Source organism: Photobacterium pectinilyticum (assembly GCF_024357955.1).
Lineage (GTDB): Bacteria > Pseudomonadota > Gammaproteobacteria > Enterobacterales > Vibrionaceae > Photobacterium > Photobacterium pectinilyticum.
The window spans coordinates 1-19,381 of the sequence record NZ_JANEYT010000087.1 but is presented as its reverse complement, the minus strand read 5'-3'; the positions used below and the strand labels follow the sequence as shown (position 1 = coordinate 19,381).

Here is a 19,381-nt window from a genome sequence, read left to right as displayed (position 1 = left end):
ATAGGAGCGGCATTTCCTCCCCTCCCTTCGCGCTTCGCGACTACGGAAGAGGTATCCATGCCGAAAATTTGATGAAGATGGAAACATGATCAAATCGAGTGCTCAGGCCATAAAGGAAGCTCTGGTTGATTTTTTAACTATTAAAAGGATTCGGCATGAACAAAACCATAATGCGGCTTGAGCTCAAAAAGGATGTCCGTTGCCCAATGGTGATGGTCAACATCGCTCGTTATGTAAAAGCTTATGTAAGTACGGATACGCTATGCCACATATCTACATTTGATCATACAGCCAAAACAGATGTCCATATCTTTTGCCAACAAAACAGTTTTGCTGTTCTTGCCTGCGAAATAAAAGAGACTGAATTACACATGATGATAGGAGTGGCTAAATGATGAAATCGATAGAAGTAATTAAGGGCACTGAAGGCCTTGGGTCAACGTACCTAGCACAGATAGAATTCAATGACTTCATCAGCACCTTCCATCTACAAGACCAGTCGATACCGGAGCAGTTAAAGATGCAACGTGACGTAACTAAGTCGCGTGCATCTAAGATTCAAAACTACTTACTACAAAGGGAAGACTGGTTTTTCCCGGAGGTGATTGCTGTGGTTAGCCATAGCGGCTACGAAGAAAGCTTCACTGACTTAGAAAGTGGTATCGAAGTTGGGGAAATCAACCTTAGTGATCAGACACAATCCATTCTAATAGACGGTCAAGGCAGATACTGTGGAATATCACAAGCAGTGGCCCAAAACGCCTCCCTACGAGAAAAGACCATCGATGTTAAGGTAATTTTAGTTGATGGGGATCTACGTAAAAATGCTGAAATGATACGCATGATATTTGTAGATCTGCATCAAAACGTGAAACGACAAACACCGAGTTCATTGATTCATTTCGATAACAGCTTGCCATGCAACCGTTTTATTTCCGATCTGTTGACCCACCTAGAGCCCGAGTTCGATATCTTCCGGCTGGTAAGTGTGATGGGAACGACCAACAGTGTATACAAGCTCAGCGCGTTTAAAACGTTTGTTGACCGATTTACAGGGTTCAACACTCAAAGTGATAAAGCTGTCTATGACGACGATAGTGTCCGCCAATTCCTATTTGGTCAAATCACGGAGTACTTGCATATACTTTCCGCCCTACCTGCTATGAAACAACTCATTGAGGGTAATGCCGATGACTCAAACTTACTCGAAAACGATGTCGCCCTAGAGGCATTGGGGTACCTTGCCAATGTGGCACAACACAACGCTATCCTACGGCAAACAACCGTTGATTATTCGGCACTACGGCTTCACGAAGTCAACTTTGATAAGGCTGCGCCAGCTTGGAAGAAAGTCTTTCACAAAGGCAGGTTGGTCCGCGGATCTGCCAAGCGAATAGCTATCATCATTGCTTGCCAAAATGGTCTTGCATTACCCGAAGATTTGGCCCTGATGTAAGTCTGCTACAAAAAATCAGTCACTTATTTATCGCTTCACCACTGCATATAGAAGATGATTGGATAAATGCCCGGCACAACGAGAGTGCCGAGCATGTCTTCGGCAATTAAAACCACCCACAAAAGAAATCACAAACTGTGTCAAAAGCATCCTCAATGACATCTTTGGCTACTACAACGACTACGACTGTCGCTACTGCCAAGGTTGCAGGCGCGGTTACAGGATTAGCGACTGCACCTACCAACACAGCTTTCGAAGCGAAACTTGTTGAAGCCGCCGCAAAGCCAGCTGATACCGCTGTAGTGCTGACAGCAGCAAATGTTGAAGTTCCACCGATAAGCCCAGATTGAGCTAACTGGTATGCCGTATATGTTCTATAAGCATAAACTGCCGTTGCACCTGCTTTTACAACCTGATTGCTCACGTTTATGTCGTAAAAAACCCAGTTAACGAAGCTCTCACAATTGTTCCAAAGCAAGTTATACCCTTCTTCACCTAACCGACTCAACGCCCTGTCTATCCTCACATCAGCATCATAAGAACTTTCTACAAAGTGCTCTACAACTTTACAACCATTACCGTTAGTGAAGTCTTCTAAACTTGTTACTTCAATTGCTCCCTTATCAAGGCTGCTTCCAAAACCCGAATAATGAATCACTTTACCATCACCCATGTAAATTCCGTGATGATCATAACCAGTGCGATCAGAAACTAAATGGTCACCTTTATACATAGTCATTTTTATACACTCCAATTAAGTTTATCTGTTGGCTTACCAACTCATTAATGTCTGATTGATCAGTCTTACTTACCAAACGAAAGGATTTGTTTAACCAGCTCTCTAGGTAAAACCGAGGTACAAGAAAGTAAGGCACTCAGTTTTAAATAACCTTCAACATCTTGTCCTGTGACCTTCTGGATATTGGGTATAGCATCGGTTTGGTTGATAGCTCTGGCTATCAAGTCGCACGTGTTTCCTTGTTTGTAAAGTTGGATCATTTTATTTCTGTTTAGCATTTCCAATTGCGTAACCCTATTCATAACCGTAATCCTTCTCGCTAGCAGTTAGTTACTGAAATCTTTGTGTATATGGTACTTACAGGTACTCCAGTCATTGTCGATATTCGCTTTACTGGCATTCCCTGGTCGTAACAAAACTGGAGTATGTCTTGCTTCTCAGTGTCATCCTGGGCTTGAAACATAGCTCGGTTAAGCTTTGTTTGGTTTAACTCTAATGCGCTAATCAAGCTATTAATTGCTTTCCGCAGCTCTGTCTGTCTAGAGCTTTTTTTGTTAATTGTCTCCATCATCATCACGCTTTATCCTTCTAGTTACTGGTCTTTTCGGTGATACCTAGAGGCTAATGTGTCTAACTCCTCAGAGGATAAGCTCATGATACGCTCTATTTTTTAATTTGAAATAGATGCAGTTATGATTGTGACAGACGCATTTAATACAGCGTTTAATTAGATTTCTACCAAATAGATCACTTCTTAAATGTAGATTTATCGATTAACACACCCACACTTAGTAAAGTGACCCCTTTGTTTTTTCAATAGGCGCTCATATCAAATTAATAGAATTGACGTCGTGATAAAGTAGCAACTCAAACTAATTAACCGGATTTCGCAAAATGAGTAGTAGCTCACACTTTCATAAAATTGGTATTACCCGAGCAAATTTAATTTCAAGAATTGAATGTTTTGAGAAGATGGCATGGGAACAATTCTTTCTATTGGCGTTCTTTACCAGGCAACAACTGGTTGGCTTGGAATACAGCCACCACGTATCTCACATGAAAGAGAGGCTTGTTATCTTTGAGTGGATTTTGAAGATGTCCTCTGGCAAGCCAGATAGCCAAATAATTGCAAAGGACCTCTCCTTTGTATCGCCAAAATACGCTCCTATTCTAGAGGCCCTTCAGGAGGGTGCTAGTAGTCAAAATATTGCAATACTATCTCATGGTACAGGTAATGGAGACCTGATCGAATATATGGATGTAAACAAAATTCATTTCCCACAAGCTAATAAACGAATCCCCTACCGGATAGAACAAATCTACTATGTTAGAGAATGCCCAATGGCTATCATGAAAGCATTGCTTGCCTTCGAGGATTTAAGAAATAATCTGGACAATAGAATCCTAAGCCATTTGGATGAATATTTTAAAGAAGTAAGCAAATTTCATCATTTAGATGATAAAAACACTCAAGGGTTTCAATTTCTCCAGCCAGAAGCCTACACCTCATATTTTAATGATCGTATGTCATTGGTTGATAAAGTTAACCACGCAGAAAAGTACAGTGAAGTCTCCCCACACTTTAAAACCGAATTTTCTGCAATCATTGATGAGGCCTTTGCTAAACAGCTGGCTAAAATTATTGAATTTGCCTATCTGCCTCTAAACTTCAGCTGTTCACAAGATAGAAAAAAGAAACTTACATCATTTTCAATCAATGCAGGATCTGAGTTAACAATCAAACACAACTCAAACGATAAGGAAGGACATTCTGACGAAACAGTTGATGGTGAAACAAAACCTATCGTGAAGGATACCATTGTGGCCATGATTGACAAAAGCTACTTGTCTAACCTCTTACTCATAGGGCAAAGAGATGAAGCAGCAAGGTACATACTATCAACTCTTGAGGAAAACCTTCCACCAAAGCACCAAACACTTGATGCTCTATCTTCGACCCAGGCTGCAGAACAAATCGCTTATTGGTACAAGAAAAACAAAACAAACCTAATCACTCGCATCGACCAGATCCCACGATTAGTCGCTACTCTAGTACAATTCGATATCCAGCATGGTCTAGGTGAACACCATCACTATTCAAGAATTATTCAATCACATAAAGTCAGTAACCTTAACTGGTTTAGACTGACAAATGCTGTCATTAAGTATTGCTTTGTCGACAATTACTATAATAAAACTGTGTTTTCATATGCCCCTAAAGAATTTCAGTTGAGTATAAACGGGATTGAAATAATAGAACTGCTTGAACTCGCAGAAAAAGAGATATTTCTTAATAGCGAAAAACCTGACTTTATCGACTCTCGATCAGAAAATATGCTCGCACCATGGGGCAAACCCCTACTAACAAATTACAATGAAATTAACAATGACGACTTTAAACCTGATTTTGATATCTCATTACTCGACAAGTATAAAAAACGGCCTTTATATCTCAAATTACAAAAGAGTTCGTGGTCCATCGACAAAAGACACAGAATGATTGATAAAATCGAAAAGCAACAAAAGCTTTCTACCGTGACCTACCCCATAGGAACAGCCTTTCCAATGCCTCTATGGTTCGTTTAATATCACTAAAATTGAACAGCAAGGCCCTGTATCAGCGGGCTTTGCAATTCGGGCCTAACTTGCCAATACAGTATCATCTGTGTGGTTTATCACCGGAACGCCTAGTGCTTTAAGATCAGTGATCAGCTCAGCAACAATGCCATGCGCAACAACGACTTTTTCAAGATCAATCTCATATCCGGCATTTTACATTAGCCAACGCTTCGGTATAACCTGATTATGCAAAAGCACTAAGACGATGAATATTGATTTAATCGACCAATTTGATGATTAATATATCTGTGAAAAGTTCGGCGTTCACTACACTGACATATACGAGAACTATATATCCTCACTCGCTGCAAAAAACTTCACTGAAATTTATCTAATTAATTCTCAAGCGTAGGCCGAATGACCTTTACTGTTACAGTGAGTGGCTCGTTTCGTTTTATGTAGATCAATTGGGAGTAGGGTTAATTTAGTAAAGTTAACATATGCACTGAACAATAGAGTGCCGACGCTTATTTAACCAAGGCTATCTTGAAGCTATTAAACAAATAGCAAAAGGATAAAGAAAAGTTTAAGCATTTATTTCGCTCAGGAATAATTTTCATACTTATAAGGGACCATCATGAAACCATTATACAGCCCACGACCTGAAACCGCAGCGCCTTATCAACTCCACCTTGGCCGCTTGAACTTTGATTGCACTATTACTGACAGCTATGCCGACTGCTACAGCATTCGCGGTGCGATTGCTCGCTATCGAGCTCACCTTAACACATTCGAATATAACCGTGACTCGGTGGGTGGCTGCGTGTACCAAGCTGGCGAAGTGATTGCTGTAATCTCTGGTAACGGTCGTGTATGGCAGCCGATGGAGACAGGTAATGACTGCTTCGCGAAACTACCTAGCAGAGAGGAGCTGGTGATTGACGAGCCAGAATACACAGAGCTTTACTGCCGTACAGCTCGTGGCTGTTTCTTTGCTATCGATGCCTCGATGATCGATAGAGATCAGCTCACACTGCTGGGCTGCTCGAGTTTTGCCAACGCCGAGGACTTCTTTCATGCGATGAGCAATTGGCATGATATCCATACGGTGATTGGTGACGAAATCGTCATTTTTGAACGTAATGGGCAAGTTGTTTACTCCTGTGACGACGCCGAAGGCGGACTGGCTTTGTGGACAGCTGACAGAGACGAAGACGTGACACTTGAGCAGTGGATAGCTTCACTTGATGATGACGGAGAAAAGGTCAGCGGAGTCGATGCTAGCAAGCCACCAGCGATCCTCCGGCTGGGTCACTTAGTGGCATTGATTGCCGATCACTTTCCGATAGTTTCCGTTAATAACATTGACGAAGGCGAACAGGTAGACGGCAGCATTGTCCTCACTTCTGATGTCCACATTGCCGTAAGGTTTGACAGTCTGGAGATTGGTCAGTGGGTTGATAACGGAACAGCGATGAAATTCCACGGCGAAACAAGCCGCACCGAACAAGGAGTCAAAAAAGATATTTTACCTAAGCTTGTCGAGCTTCTGGGCAATATTTAAACGTTACGTGATCAAGCTCGAAGCCATTCATAAAAAGGACATCACATGCGCTTTTTAACAAACGAACTAATTTACAGCCTCACAGATGCAGTATCAATGATAGGCGGCTACGCCCCTGATGGTGTGATGGCCTGTGCCGAAGAGACAATGACAATAAAAGAGTCAGAAATTTGCTGGGCGTTCCTTGGCTGGGTAGATGCTAATGAGCTCAAGTTCGGCGTGGGAAATATCCACGAGATTTTTGACCGGTTCATGGAGGAAGGGGCAACAGATCATATCAAGGCGACGCTGGACGAACCAGAAAAGCCGCTAGATGTCAGCAAAATAACATTGATTGAAACCAAGGCATTTACACCGACAGCCTTTACTGCTGGTAAGCACTCCCTGAGGATGAACGACAGGGAAGGTCGTAGCCTTTGGAATAAGCTGGTTGAGAGTAGCACCCACTGTTTTGCGACTCACAACGACAACAAGCGCGAGTCACTGGAGAGGTATGAGATCAGCTGCGAAGGTGAGGTGCGTATGCTGATCATGCAGTCGAATTATCGTGCAATAAATCTTGTCCTGTCCGATCACTGGGTAACACTGGATACCCAGTCACTACAATATGAAGTTAAAAACCGATCGGGATCATAAGAAAAAGCCCGCATATAACCTGTGCGGGCGAACTGACAGGGGGAACCATCTGCGTTTTATTCACCAATGTCTTTTGGTTTGAGATAAATCGTCTCGGTACTCATATTGCGCATGTGTTTGGATATTTATAATATTGATGGTTCGGTTACTTATTATTTACATGATCAATTAAGAATGGAGTTAATTTCGTAAAATATACTTACCGTTATTAAAGAGGCCGTGCAGATGTTTTCTGATTATTATAATGCCGCTAATCGAGTTGAAATCCTAATTGACACCAACATGGAGCTATTCAATAAATATCAAATAGCGAAAGAAGAATTTAAACTATTATTTCGGTCAGGCAAGCACCTCTCGCTCAGTGTAAGCTGGGGCAAGGATAGCCAATTAATGCTCATAATTGCATTGGAGGCGTTTCTCGAGCTACTCAATGACGATAGCTGTGAAGCAGTAAATAGCAACACACCATTCACTGTAATCACTGTTGATACACTCAATGATACTGCAGCGATGACGATGTTCAGCCGTTATTGCAGTAACAAGCTGAAAGCGTACTGCCAGTCAGTTGGGATAAATCTAGATTTTCATCTCGTACAGCCACCATTAGATAAGGAATACGCATCGCTATTCTTCTCTGCTTACAAGTTAGTGGCACTGCCCCAGCTAAACTCAGACTGCACCGCAATTTTAAAGATAGATAATATCAATCAGACATTACGCTCATTAAAAGCGAAATACGGTGCCGACTCCTTTGTGATATGCACAGGGTCGACAGCAGATGAGAGTCAAAATAGAAAACATTCGATGGCTAAGCATGGCACCCTAACGCAGTCAGCAGAAGGTTTGATCAGCAATGCTAGTGGAGAGTATCAAAGCTACGCACCAATACGTGACTTCCTCGTTGAAGAAGTCTTTGAGATGCTGTCGATGTGTGGCATATCCCCGCTAAATTGCCGCCATGACCAGCCTCTAATACCGTTTTACCTAGATTCAAACGCATTGCTATTTTCTATATACGGGCGGTCCGCAACGGATGTGTGTGAAGTATCTCATGTCAGTAAATCTGCAAAAGGCTGCGGTGGTAAGGGGAACCGACAGGGATGTAATCTTTGCCTCAAAGTGGGCAAAGAAGACAAGGCGGCCACTCGCCACAACCAATCGCCCCGCTGGAACTTCCAGCGTGATATTACTGCGTTGCGTGACTATCTGTATACCGTAGGCAGTGACCTTAGCCACCGAACGCTTCATCCAAAAAGTATCTGCCCTGTAACAAACTCAGTCATTTACCAGCCGAACGTCCTCAAATCACGGACTCTCGAAAAAATCCTCTGGTGGGCTGCTCAAATCACATATGACGATCAGAAAAGGGCCAGCGATTTCGCCGAATTAGTTAGAGCGGGAAACGTTCATACTCATGCTGGCGTTAAAGATATTGAAGCTGACTCAACGCTAGATCAGCAAGCTAAGCAACAGTACCTTGAAATGTACATTGATGGCTGCCAGCAGCCGCTAATGAATATCTTTAATATTGAGCATGCTATCTACTTGTCGATGCAATACAGTTATTTAGGTGTTAAATCCCTTCCATACCGACCACTTGCTATATGGAACGCTGTGTTCAACAAAGGCAAGCGTATTCCGTTCCCAAGTGTTGATACCAACACAGCGATAATAAGTGATCTACCAGATGCCATAGCCTTCCAATTGGCGCCAGTAGGCACGGATATCAATGACCTGTATCGTCAACCATTCCGTTCTTGGGACCTGATTGACGCTGATATGCAACCTCAGTGCTTATCAACACAGTATGTCGTTAATACTCAATCCATTAAAGCAACATGGGATCACGGTAATATCACGACAACGGTAAAAGGCAAGCAATTCACCCTTGGACCCGGTGCATACCGGCATTTACAGCGCTCACTTGAGGAAATGGCAACAGAGCGAGGAGAAAACTTCACCGTTAACGTTACCTTGAATGATAGGAGTGAAGCTGGTTTTGCCCTGCCACGCACGACAGCCAGAACAGCCAGAAAGGTTGATACTCATCGTCATAAATCAGTGAGAAGCATTATTCGCACTAAGCGTAATGGCCGCTCCATCATCAACCGTGGAAGAACGTCACTGAAGCTCAATCCAGCAAGTGACATCGCCTCACAAGCCATGGCCTTAACCGACGAGCGCTCATTCTGGTTACCGAGTTTCGATCGCGAAGTAAGGCCAACGGTCAATACCGCTATTGAACTACCATGTGATGCTGATACAGCCGATTTTCATGTGAACCGAGAGGCAATTAGCGAGTTCATCAAAACCGAATTGCCAGAAATGATCAGAATACATGATGAGTTTGCTCTCATGCTTCGGCACCAAAAGCGTCGTGAAGCGGGCAAAATGACTTTGCGACAGTATATAAATACAGAGCCAGTTTGGCACTTGCTCCGCTCATCTATTCTGTTTGTTCCAGAGGGAAAGAAGAAGAGCACACTACGTCTTATGAGAAGAACTGAGCTATATGCCGAATTGGATCTTTACAATAAGCCTGATAGCTTCGAGGCGAATGCTGACCACCCTAAATGCCTCTCTATGCACCAATATCGAAAGATGAAAGCGAAGGTACTCATAGACATACGAAACCGTCGCAACGCTTCAAGAGCGGAAGCTAGACAGCTCAAGACTGTAAATCGGTCAAGGTTGGTGGCTGACTGGGTTACTCAGCACATCAAAGAACTCCATTGCCACCGGATGAATTACTCTGTTCAGCATATCGATACCGCATTGTTACTGGCCGCTGGTGTGACAGGCTTTGATCACATCAATATCAAGCAGCAAGGATTGGTGTATCTCGATTGGCATGACGAAATCGGTTCTTCACTCAACAGCATCGAGTCGTTCTTAAGTACTTTTCTACCCAAGCCGGACATCAAAACATTGAACCAAGTACCAAATGTAATGATCAAGCTAGAGAAAAAGCTTAACGATTTGAATAAGCAATTCAACACAACCGTTAATAGCAAGTTAGCTATGTGGCGGGAACTTTATGAAAGCCTACCTACATACGCCGAACTTGCAGGTACTGTGCTAAATGAAGAACAGCAAATTCACTACATGGCTGAAGCCAATGATTTTTCGGGAAACTTAATCATAGAGAACAACCATTATTTGGGCTGGCAGGTATACCAAAATCTTAGCGGTACCGCATACACAGTGCTTACACACCGCGTTATGCCATGGCACCGAACACAGCAACATCGCCAGGCATTCGAAGCTGAGTTAGCTCGGCTCCAGACCACATCGGAGATTAAAACTGCCTCAACGGCACTGAACAGATCTTCGGGCAGCAGCAAGATGCAAGCTTTAATGAGCCTCACTCGAGCAGCATAGTCTCTGAGCCAAAGAGATTAACCCCTGAAAGCTTTTCGAACGATAAGATATGCACTTGCACAGGTACCATCAATATGTTGATCTATAAAAAAAGGAGTAAGCAATGGGATTTTTTCAAAGTATTTTCGATACGTTAAAGCGGCTATTCACCAACCTTGAGCGCAGCTTTTTAATCGCGCTAATTATCGCAGCAAGTATTAAATTTATTATTATCGATAGGATTTGGTCAGATCAAGGAGTCATCCTTGATTTGTTGATTCTGCTTGTTATGACTTACAGCATAGAATTCGTGCTGGTTAAAGTACTCAAGCACTTCAATAAAAAAGGGAATGGCAATTCCGCTTGATGATGATCAGCCACGGCAGGTGGAGATGATGCCGTGGCTAACTCACATCTAAGCGATCACACAAGTTCGGCCTTCGCTCGACTCTATCAGCGTGTGGCCTATACCCTCCTGCTCACCACTACTCTTATCTGTTGATATCGTCCAGTGAAAGTTCTCTTTTAACTCTTTAACGCCAGCAGAGGCTGAATTGGAATAAACAACAAAACTGCCGTTGGCCGTTCTAGCGCGACGTAATAAGTTTTCGAACATATAAAGGCTAGACTGGCCAATAAATTTATTACCTTCAATAAAAATATGCCAATGATCGGCTACTCGCACATTGTGTAGCCTGTAATGATGAAAAGCATATAGTTGCGCAAGGTATTGTCGGATATGGAGCGCGACCTCTGTTGTTATATCGATCTGAGAGACATGCCCAAATGCTGGCGACGCTTTCAATGGCGGCTTAGATAGACTCACTAAACCAAGAGACTCAAGATCGCAAACAGCCTCTTCAAGCAACGCTTTTACCTCAAGTCGTCGCTCATCATTATTAAGATCAGCACCCGACAAGAAGTTTCTGAAAGTAGTTACTCCACGTGAGATCGCGAGTGATATTTCCTTGTGCAAAACTGCCGTTTGAAACTCAGTGAGAGGTTTCGACAAAAGTGCCCGCAATAATTCGAGAACTATGTCTGCCTCACCTGACATGTGTTTGGCCACCTCAAACACATCACAGTTATAGTTATCAAAAAGATCCGTGGCTACGCCATCTAATCGACCAATACTAAGGACCGATACTGCATTACATTGTGCCTTAGCGATATGCTCAGCAAAAATAGATGCAGAATCACCTTCAACCAAAACATTGTAATTGCCAAAAGAGTCGAAGGGGTTAAAGCAAAATCGTGAACCTGATTTTGTCTTTAGTGGCATTCCATTTTTTGACCCAGACCAAGGAACGACACCGGGCAAATAACCCAATAAACCTTCTAGAGGAACAAACTTCCGCTTGAAACTTGTTCCATCTACAACGGTGTGACCCTGTTCAGTCATCGACTGCTTAAAAGCACTCATAAAAGCTGCTTGTGCGATCGACCCGGCCCCCCTGACTATCACACTAATGGAATATTCAGCTAGAAAATCAACGTACGTAAAGTCGTGCTTCGTCTGTCTCGATTTGAAGGAAAATAGAGTATTGATAAGCCCGTTTTCTTGTATTGACTGTTTTTGTGTGGCCTGTATTGCATCGACACCACTACATGGCTTGATACAGACTCGATATTCGTAAGCCGCTGGTGGAAGCTGCTCTATCACATCCTCAATTAAACGTAGATTATCAATTGTGCGTAGCAGTTTATCCTCATCAACGTTTAATTCAACATCACAAGCAGATTCGCTCAGCAACAGATTCGTTTCTAACACTTGATCAGAGCATTGCTTGATTTTAAAGCCTAGAATACCTAATTGATAATTTAAATCTGAAACAACAAGTGTTCCTTCTTCAGCACTGACTAAACTAAGTTCCAGCTCAAAGCTGAAACCATTGTTGGAATGCCTGACCGTCCTTAGAACAAAATTTATCACTTCTAACTCGCTCCAGAAATGCCTGATAAATGCGATTAAGGACTGGTGGATATGACTAGGTCGTGAGTGAACCTGCTGGATTGGCTCAAGGTAAATTGTGGATATCATAAATCGCTCAACTGACATTGCCCCAAATGCTTGAGGCTATTGTTATATAAATACATTTATTTGGTTCAGTCTACACTTCACAAACATATAGTCATATATTATTTATATTACACCGGTATGTATCTGCGACAGTAAGCTTGAAAATGAGATATTCGTCATTATGAGAAGTGATAAAGTGCTAACTCTGAAATCAATTATGATTTATTGATAACATCATAAGGGTGTATCTAAAGGAAGAGAAGCGCTTTTTGTTTAATTTTCAACCATTAATGAATGTTCTTAGTCTTTGATTTAAAATTTAATACCACTAACTGTAAAAATTGCTATTATATTAGTGACAAGGTAATCAGCGGATACATCAATAGCAGTGACGATTTGTTGTTTACCTTGTTTCCTCTATCTATCCTTATTTAAGAAAATTGTTGCATCTCCTTTGTGAGTGTTACTATCAATGCCCCGGGTAACCGTTTATCCTGAAATTCTAACAATCAAAACCCTAACAAACGGTTCATGTCCTAGCTTCTCTAATAGATATTCAACGGATTTGGATAACATTGGTCTTGAGGCTCCATCAAACCCGCCAGCATCCAGGATCACTGGGTTTTCTCACGTCATGACTATAAAATAAGTCAGTTGGCAATTGACCTTGTAATTAGATCAGGTATGCATTGGACAATACATGTGCTGGCCGTCTTATAGGAAGAGATGAACTACTGTTGTCTTAAATTAACACGGCTATTTTCACCGCCACAGGTTCCAAGAAACTGTTTTTTCTATCAGATCAACCATACTACAACTTATCATTTGACAATAGACTGATTTTATGTGACATTTTCCAATAAGCTTTCGGTCAGGCGTCAGCTATTACTTAATTATAATAAAAGCAAAAGTAACTTATCCTGCGCTACACCCAAGATCTATCCAAAATGCCAGTGAACTCTAACGAATAGCGAATATTCGCTAGGGTTTACCCGATACCACCTCCTTCCCTTTCTCTTTTGATTGAATTTTGATTGCAACTAACGTTGCTTCATTTTTCAAACTTAGAGTTTGACTTATCTCGTTCGAAACGCATGCGTTACCTTGAACTTTATAAGTGCAGAATAAAACTGTGGCCATTGATTAATTAATTCATAGTGAGTTAGTTTCTTATTATTTATTTCTAATTACCCATTGAGGGGCTCTCCCCTCGTGGAAGCCTCTGCTTGGTGTAAAAAATTTTTAAACCACCCGGAGGTGCATCATGATTAAATTCATTAAAAATCTTACTTCAACAATTAAGTCAAAACTTAAATTTGTCCTAGCTAAGCTTCAAGAAGATTTTCTCTTTATGATTTACAATTTCAAAGAAAAAGCTAAGCTTTCGCTTACTCTATTAATTGACAAATGTGATTCAAACATTGAAAAAGATACAAATATTGTTGTTATTTTATTTCAAGCTGTAAGAGAAATGCTTCGTGTGATTTTCACTCAAATATCGACTTCTGTTATTAATTACAGCAAGACGAGATTGAGAAAATTCATCATTGATAGCTGTGACAAAGGTGCTCTAGCCTTTTTAGCTCTTGCTGTCAATTATTTCATTTCTGGTGATTACTTCAGTGTTCTACAAGCAATTGTTGCCGCTGTTATTCTCATCGTTATATGGGACAAACACAATGCTAATAAATAGCCTTTTCTTCTTAGTAATGATATTTGCAAGTCTTGAACTTACTGTATCTTTATTATCCAAGAAATAATTATGTTAGGCTCCTTGCGAGCCTTTCATTTCCAACTTTCCCTGAATTGAACCCAGACTAAATAGATATAACTATTTAGCCTGGATTCAATTCAGTTGGCAGTACACGTTACTGTAAACGCCATCAGCCGACCACTCGTGTTCAGCTGGTGGCGTTTTTGCGTTTATGGTTATAAAAAAGTTTCCGATATCGGCCTTCAAGTAGAGCTAGAGACCACAGGACGACCCCTTATGACATACTTTTGGTCGGATTTAAAAGGGAATAAAATACAAACTCTTAACCGATTAGGTCAGGACAGTGAGTAAGACAGATTTGGTGTATCAATGTGAAGTAGCTGGCCGTCGATTTGAGGCTCGGATCGGGTACCGAGGGTTAATGATTTTCGAAGATAGCCGTGGCTCTCACGCTGCCGAAATCGGCAATGCCATTGTTGTTTTTTTGCCGACTGATAATGGCATTGGTAGAAACAAACGCGGTTTTCATCTTTGTCGCTACGACGATGAGCATAAGATTGATCTGACAGACCTTTCTCCATCAGAACTCTCTAAGTTTATAATTAATTTTGGTATACCCATTGAATTAGAAGATGAGTGCTTCATAGGTAATTACATGGACTACTTCGTCAACAGTCCTTGCCAGCTCGCAACTAAAGAGTGGGTAAAAAAGCACCCTCGACTTGCTAAAAGAGCGACTTACCATATCGATAGGCTGACACTGGCAGATTATGCTGCGAGGGAGTTACATTGCCCTGACGTGATGCTTTCACCTACACGGGTCATGACGAAGTTGACGTAGCGATAGAAAAGGTTATCCCCCGTTTCCCCACTAACCATTTTCTATCTCTTGGCTCGAAAAACCCCAAAGCTGTTTATCGAACCATTGAGAGGCTAATTTTCCTATATGGGAAACTCAAATTGTATGGAGTTGAGGGGAACTAGTCTTCGTCATTCGCTTGCGATCAATTACCAAGCAACACATTTTCTCTATCGCAGTCACTTAACTAAACCACTATCTAACGATTCACCTTCGTTAACTTTAGTGTTGGTAGCAATACCTTTGAGCAACCCTTTTGCCGCTCCTGGCTGTTTTTTCACAATCGATATTACACCTAGTCGATCCACAAAGGTCTCTATCACATCACCAGCATTAAGATTAGCAACAATACATTGCTCAATCGGTAAAGCAACTCGCCTCTTCGCATCAATTTTAGGCATAACAACCCCCCTTCCTGATAACCAACGAGCCGATAGTGCTGATGCTTCAATTTCCGATTAACATATTTATGTCGGCCTTAAATGTAGCAGTTTCGTGGTCATTAAAAAGTCTAGTCCCTTTTGAGCGAGTTTCCTACTTTGAGTTAGATCTATTAGAACGGAGGAAACTACTTAATTTCTCTTTAACCGTTGAAGGTTTCTGACTGTCGATAGTCGAGATTTCATTTTCTTGCTCTAATGCTTCGCGACCTACTTCACCAAGTGCTATCTCTTCACTTACACCTTGCATCCGAGCAAACTTTTGTAGGTAGGCGATTAAACCCTCTCTCTTTTGTTGTGTCGTTCCAACAGTTAATTGAGCTTTCACCAGGTTTGCGTGATAACTGTACACGCTCTCGAGATCAGTCAAAACCGCATGATGTTTTAGTTTTTCACGGGCTGCGATCTGATTGTTCATATAGTTTTCAGAGACGTCTATTCCCATGAAATGATGACCTGTTATATCGATGATATCGCTCTGCTCATCTTTTACATCTAGTACAATCCATGCATGATAATCATGATGTGGACGGGGGCCTGATGCTGACTTTTCCTTTAGATCATGTATTTGCTTGTTGGATAGTTCATGCTTGTGCTCGATACATCTACCGATAACCACAGCAGGGTTTTTACCTAAGTTTAACTGTTTTACTTTGTTGATTATTGCCATATGTGCAGGGAGGCAGTTACTCCCAAGATCACCAGTCAGCGTGCCAAATGTAGACCACATTTTAGGGCCGTCTGCTTCAATGCGCAGGTACTCAGTTCTGATAACGTTTTGCGCTAATCTTCTTAGATTATCGATTGTAGCTTTAGGTATTAATACTGAGTTCATTTATTCATTTTTCCTATTCGCTGGTGGCCGCGCCAAGCAGCCCAGTTTCCAAAATTATATTAACTTAATCACAGAGTATGCTAATCCATTGAGCAATACATCTTCGGCAGCTTGGAACGCCTTGGACGACGTATTTACACGGGTTAGCTTAGCGATTAGATAGAGTTATTCCTTAGTCATTACCGCTTACTCCATTACTCAACAGTTCTTGTGAAAGTATTGCCTCAATGTCCTCAATCGCTGGTAATTTACTCTCCAACTCGTCAGGCAGCAACTCATCCAATTTAAACTCGGCTATACCGATCGGTGAGTTTTGGTTTCGAACTGCGTATTCTGCTACGACTCGATTTTTCTTACGGCACAGCAATAGACCGATGGTAGGTGCGTCATCAGGCTTCTTAACCTCTGCATCGATAGCGGCAAGGTAAAAATTCAATTGAGCTAAGTGTTCTGGTTTGAAATCTGTGGCCTTTAATTCGATAACTACATAGCACCTTAATTCAAGGTGATAGAAAAGGAGATCAATGAAAAACTCGTCTCCGCCAATGGTCAATCTATGCTGTTGTCCAACAAGTGCAAATCCTTGGCCAAGCTCAAGTAGGAACTTAGTCACATGGCTAACAAGTGCTTTCTCTATATCTCTTTCTCTTGATGATGAATCAATATTTAAGAAATCAAAGCAATATGGATCTTTGAACGTTTCAGAGGCTAGGTCAGAGTGAGTATCAGGTAGCGTTAGATGGAAATTATTAATTGCGTTCCCTTCACGGTGGATCAGCTTAGTCTCTACTTGAATGGCCAAGACATTGCGAGACCAACCTTTCTCTATTGCTTTAGCTGCATACCATGCCCTTTCCTCAATTGTGTTAAGCTTTTGAAGTAAGTGAAGATTATGGCCCCAAGGTAATTTGGCAACAAGCTGTAGCCATTTTGGATCTTGCTCCCAAGCCATAACTACTTGCTTCATTGCCCTCAAGTTTCTTGGGGAAAATCCTTTCATAGTAGGAAAGGCAATTTTTAGGTCATTGGCTAGAGTATCAATAACGTTATTTCCCCAACCTTTTTCTTCCTGCTGTTGGATGATAGAGACGCCAATAGACCAATATAGTTTTATTAGTTCGGTGTTTACGGTAGACGAGGCTTTTTACTGTGATGCTCGTACTTGTTCTTTGAGGCTCGACACCCACGCCTGATAGTCGTAATTAGAAATAAGTGACATTTAGCTACCTACAATATTGTTATCGTCGTCATCGTGGAATGTCCACTTTCGTACCCGTGCCAGTCGCTCAATACTCTGCTGTTTTCTCCGCTCTCTACCCTCGAAGTAATCAGACAATGGAGCATATTGCTCTAGGTCGAGCGTAAGAATATTGCCGACGTTTTCAACCGACATCCCTGCGACCAACGCGACCTCTTTTGCAGTCCAGTTATTACGATAAGCCTCAATGACGAACCCTCTCAAAAGAGATTTGCGTGTAATACCAACATCTTTAAGCCCTGCATTATCAATCAGGCTGTCCAAATGGTCATTAAGTTGTTGCGGAATGATTCGTGGTTTATTCGTTGATTTCCCACGACTTTGCAGTTTGTATGCCTGAAATTGCTCATTCACGACTAAGGCTGCATTTGGATCAAAACCAAGATAGGCTTTATGTGGCATTGAATTTATGCCGTATTTAAGGAGCAACCGAAGGTAGGCTTCAATATCCGCTTTAAGTTCTTCATTTAAAAGTACTGGCCTTTCACGGCCATTATGAGCGATAGACTCAGGCAGGATAAAGATAGAGTTTAATTCGCCTGTTGCACTTACGATTAACTCTATTGGCATTAGAGTAACCTCTAACTCCCTAAGCCCTGCCATCAGGCACAGCTTTATAGGAAGTAGGCGCACTATATTTAACTCATCATTTCTTGGTGAGTTTTTGGAAATCAGAGCTTTCCATTCTTGTTTCGTAGGTGGTCGTCCTTTCACTAGCTCGCCGCACAAAATACCTTATGTGCGGATATTGTAGCAATTGTAGCCAAATTAGCTATCGCAGAGGCAAAAATTTATGGAAAAACATGAGCTACGATACGACATGGGAAACTACCAAAAATGACACCTTAATTAAGAAGTGATGTTCTAGTTCTAAGTGGGTGATGCTTTAGCGGGCATTGCCCCACTCAACCTATAACATTTTAGAGTGGGATATCGCATCTCAACACAGTGGGATGACGTAAGGCTGAAAAATCAGTTCACTTCCTGCACAGCACTCTCAGCCTCTGTTCTGGCAAATATGGTCAAATAATATTTGAGATCAATCTCTAGATAGTAAAACTCATACCCCTAATGATAGAATCTATTTATCAGTATCTTACGAGCAAAATAACTTATGGTTTTGAAATTTCTAGCGCAGGCCTGTCGGCTGCCAAACAGCTATGACTTTCGCATTCTTGGCATTTCCCTTCTGACTGGATTGCTCGTAATGCTCCCGTTGGTGTACCTGGGTGACTTCGAACCTTCTCGGGTACTGGGTTGGATTGGTGCGTTCACCGGTGGGGCATGGGCCGCGGTATGTGGCGTCAATTTCCGGGATGGTAAACATCAATTAATCGCTACAGCCATTATCGTCACGACATTTTCGATCTTGACTCAAATGCTGGCGAATTTTATTTGGTAATGAACTGCCCTACTCACTCCAATTGCTATTGAGGTGTCTACTGACAAGCTCTTTGCCAGTAGATACCAGCTATACATAACCGACGAAGTCCATTTCACCTTGGCCCGTAGCAAAAAAGAGTCAATACGAACTCATCAGAATCAATGCAAGACAACGCTTCTTTTAAACTGTAAGTTCTTATCTTGATCACGGAGCACCCTTACATTTGTCAAGGGTCCACAGCATAGCTTCAAGCTCATGCTTTATAACAGAGCCATCAGATCTCAGTGATATTGCGGGTAAAACCCAGCTTCGACGTTGAAATTGGCTGATGCACAATGTCGATCAATGGCCAGCTTCCACACATATAACTCCGCCTGTCCCCTTCTTCTTTAAAAGGCACCTGCATTCTTTTGTTTCCATTCAAATTGCAACACACCAAATCACCTGAATTAGCAAAATCGCCGTAAACCCTCGCCCTGAAGGAGTATACAGTAAAAACCATGTTCACTACCGAGTGAGTGAGTGAGAGGCTATATACCACAGGGGCTGTGAAGTTG

The 19,381-nt window shown here is 41.9% G+C and carries 16 protein-coding genes and 1 pseudogene; 10 read left to right on the top strand and 7 right to left on the bottom strand.

The window, feature by feature from the left end; all coding sequences use genetic code 11:
- Window positions 1-155 precede the first annotated feature (155 nt).
- Together NHN17_RS22335 and NHN17_RS22330 are read left to right on the top strand one after the other, a co-directional pair.
- A complete protein-coding gene (locus tag NHN17_RS22335) occupies window positions 156-395 on the top strand; it encodes a sulfurtransferase TusA family protein (RefSeq protein WP_255044861.1) in 240 nt (79 codons plus the stop codon).
- Window positions 392-1,456, top strand: a complete 1,065-nt coding sequence (locus NHN17_RS22330) for a DNA sulfur modification protein DndB (protein ID WP_255044860.1) — start codon at window positions 392-394, stop codon at window positions 1,454-1,456. Before NHN17_RS22335 ends, NHN17_RS22330 begins: the two co-directional genes overlap by 4 nt.
- A gap of 106 nt (window positions 1,457-1,562) precedes the next feature.
- Here the strand turns inward: NHN17_RS22330 and NHN17_RS22325 are convergent, their stop codons facing one another.
- The gene (locus NHN17_RS22325) at window positions 1,563-2,195 is read right to left on the bottom strand and encodes a lecithin retinol acyltransferase family protein (protein WP_255044859.1); all 633 of its coding nucleotides are present in this window, start codon (window positions 2,193-2,195) and stop codon (window positions 1,563-1,565) included.
- A gap of 65 nt (window positions 2,196-2,260) precedes the next feature.
- Window positions 2,261-2,497, bottom strand: coding sequence for a hypothetical protein (locus tag NHN17_RS22320; RefSeq protein ID WP_255044858.1), 237 nt, complete (start codon window positions 2,495-2,497; stop codon window positions 2,261-2,263).
- 592 nt (window positions 2,498-3,089) lie between these two features.
- Here NHN17_RS22320 and NHN17_RS22315 point away from each other — a divergent pair.
- The 5 genes from NHN17_RS22315 (at window position 3,090) to NHN17_RS22295 (ending at window position 10,681) form a co-directional block, all read left to right on the top strand.
- Window positions 3,090-4,781, top strand: a complete 1,692-nt coding sequence (locus tag NHN17_RS22315) for a hypothetical protein (protein ID WP_255044857.1) — start codon at window positions 3,090-3,092, stop codon at window positions 4,779-4,781.
- Between the two features lie 610 nt (window positions 4,782-5,391).
- On the top strand, window positions 5,392-6,318 hold the full coding sequence (locus NHN17_RS22310) for a hypothetical protein (RefSeq protein ID WP_255044856.1): 927 nt from the start codon (window positions 5,392-5,394) through the stop codon (window positions 6,316-6,318).
- Window positions 6,319-6,363: 45 nt separating this feature from the next.
- Complete coding sequence (locus NHN17_RS22305; protein ID WP_255044855.1) at window positions 6,364-6,954, top strand: hypothetical protein; 591 nt, start codon at window positions 6,364-6,366, stop codon at window positions 6,952-6,954.
- A 225-nt stretch (window positions 6,955-7,179) separates the two neighbouring features.
- Window positions 7,180-10,335, top strand: coding sequence for an adenine nucleotide alpha hydrolase family protein (locus NHN17_RS22300; protein WP_255044854.1), 3,156 nt, complete (start codon window positions 7,180-7,182; stop codon window positions 10,333-10,335).
- A 103-nt stretch (window positions 10,336-10,438) separates the two neighbouring features.
- A complete protein-coding gene (locus NHN17_RS22295; protein ID WP_255044853.1) occupies window positions 10,439-10,681 on the top strand; it encodes a hypothetical protein in 243 nt (80 codons plus the stop codon).
- Between the two features lie 48 nt (window positions 10,682-10,729).
- On the opposite strand, the gene NHN17_RS22290 is transcribed toward NHN17_RS22295, so the two are convergent.
- Window positions 10,730-12,373: a hypothetical protein gene (locus NHN17_RS22290; protein ID WP_255044852.1), complete on the bottom strand. Its 1,644-nt coding sequence runs from the start codon at window positions 12,371-12,373 to the stop codon at window positions 10,730-10,732.
- A gap of 1,225 nt (window positions 12,374-13,598) precedes the next feature.
- On the opposite strand from NHN17_RS22290, the gene NHN17_RS22285 reads away from it, so the two are divergent.
- Window positions 13,599-14,027, top strand: coding sequence for a hypothetical protein (locus NHN17_RS22285; RefSeq protein ID WP_255044851.1), 429 nt, complete (start codon window positions 13,599-13,601; stop codon window positions 14,025-14,027).
- Window positions 14,028-14,391: 364 nt separating this feature from the next.
- The gene (locus NHN17_RS22280) at window positions 14,392-14,889 is read left to right on the top strand and encodes a hypothetical protein (RefSeq protein ID WP_255044850.1); all 498 of its coding nucleotides are present in this window, start codon (window positions 14,392-14,394) and stop codon (window positions 14,887-14,889) included.
- Between the two features lie 197 nt (window positions 14,890-15,086).
- Here the strand turns inward: NHN17_RS22280 and NHN17_RS22275 are convergent, their stop codons facing one another.
- The 4 genes and pseudogenes from NHN17_RS22275 to NHN17_RS22255 form a co-directional block, all read right to left on the bottom strand.
- Entirely contained in the window at window positions 15,087-15,308 is a 222-nt protein-coding gene (locus tag NHN17_RS22275) for a hypothetical protein (RefSeq protein ID WP_255044849.1), read from the bottom strand.
- Between the two features lie 133 nt (window positions 15,309-15,441).
- On the bottom strand, window positions 15,442-16,182 hold the full coding sequence (locus NHN17_RS22270; protein ID WP_255044848.1) for a hypothetical protein: 741 nt from the start codon (window positions 16,180-16,182) through the stop codon (window positions 15,442-15,444).
- A gap of 172 nt (window positions 16,183-16,354) precedes the next feature.
- Window positions 16,355-17,311: pseudogene (locus tag NHN17_RS22265) on the bottom strand (PDDEXK nuclease domain-containing protein); the annotation flags it as partial.
- A 90-nt stretch (window positions 17,312-17,401) separates the two neighbouring features.
- A complete protein-coding gene (locus NHN17_RS22255) occupies window positions 17,402-18,010 on the bottom strand; it encodes a hypothetical protein (protein ID WP_255044847.1) in 609 nt (202 codons plus the stop codon).
- Window positions 18,011-18,554: 544 nt separating this feature from the next.
- Between NHN17_RS22255 and NHN17_RS22250 the strand changes: the two genes are divergently transcribed.
- Window positions 18,555-18,842: a hypothetical protein gene (locus tag NHN17_RS22250; protein ID WP_255044846.1), complete on the top strand. Its 288-nt coding sequence runs from the start codon at window positions 18,555-18,557 to the stop codon at window positions 18,840-18,842.
- The last annotated feature ends 539 nt before the right edge of the window (window positions 18,843-19,381 follow it).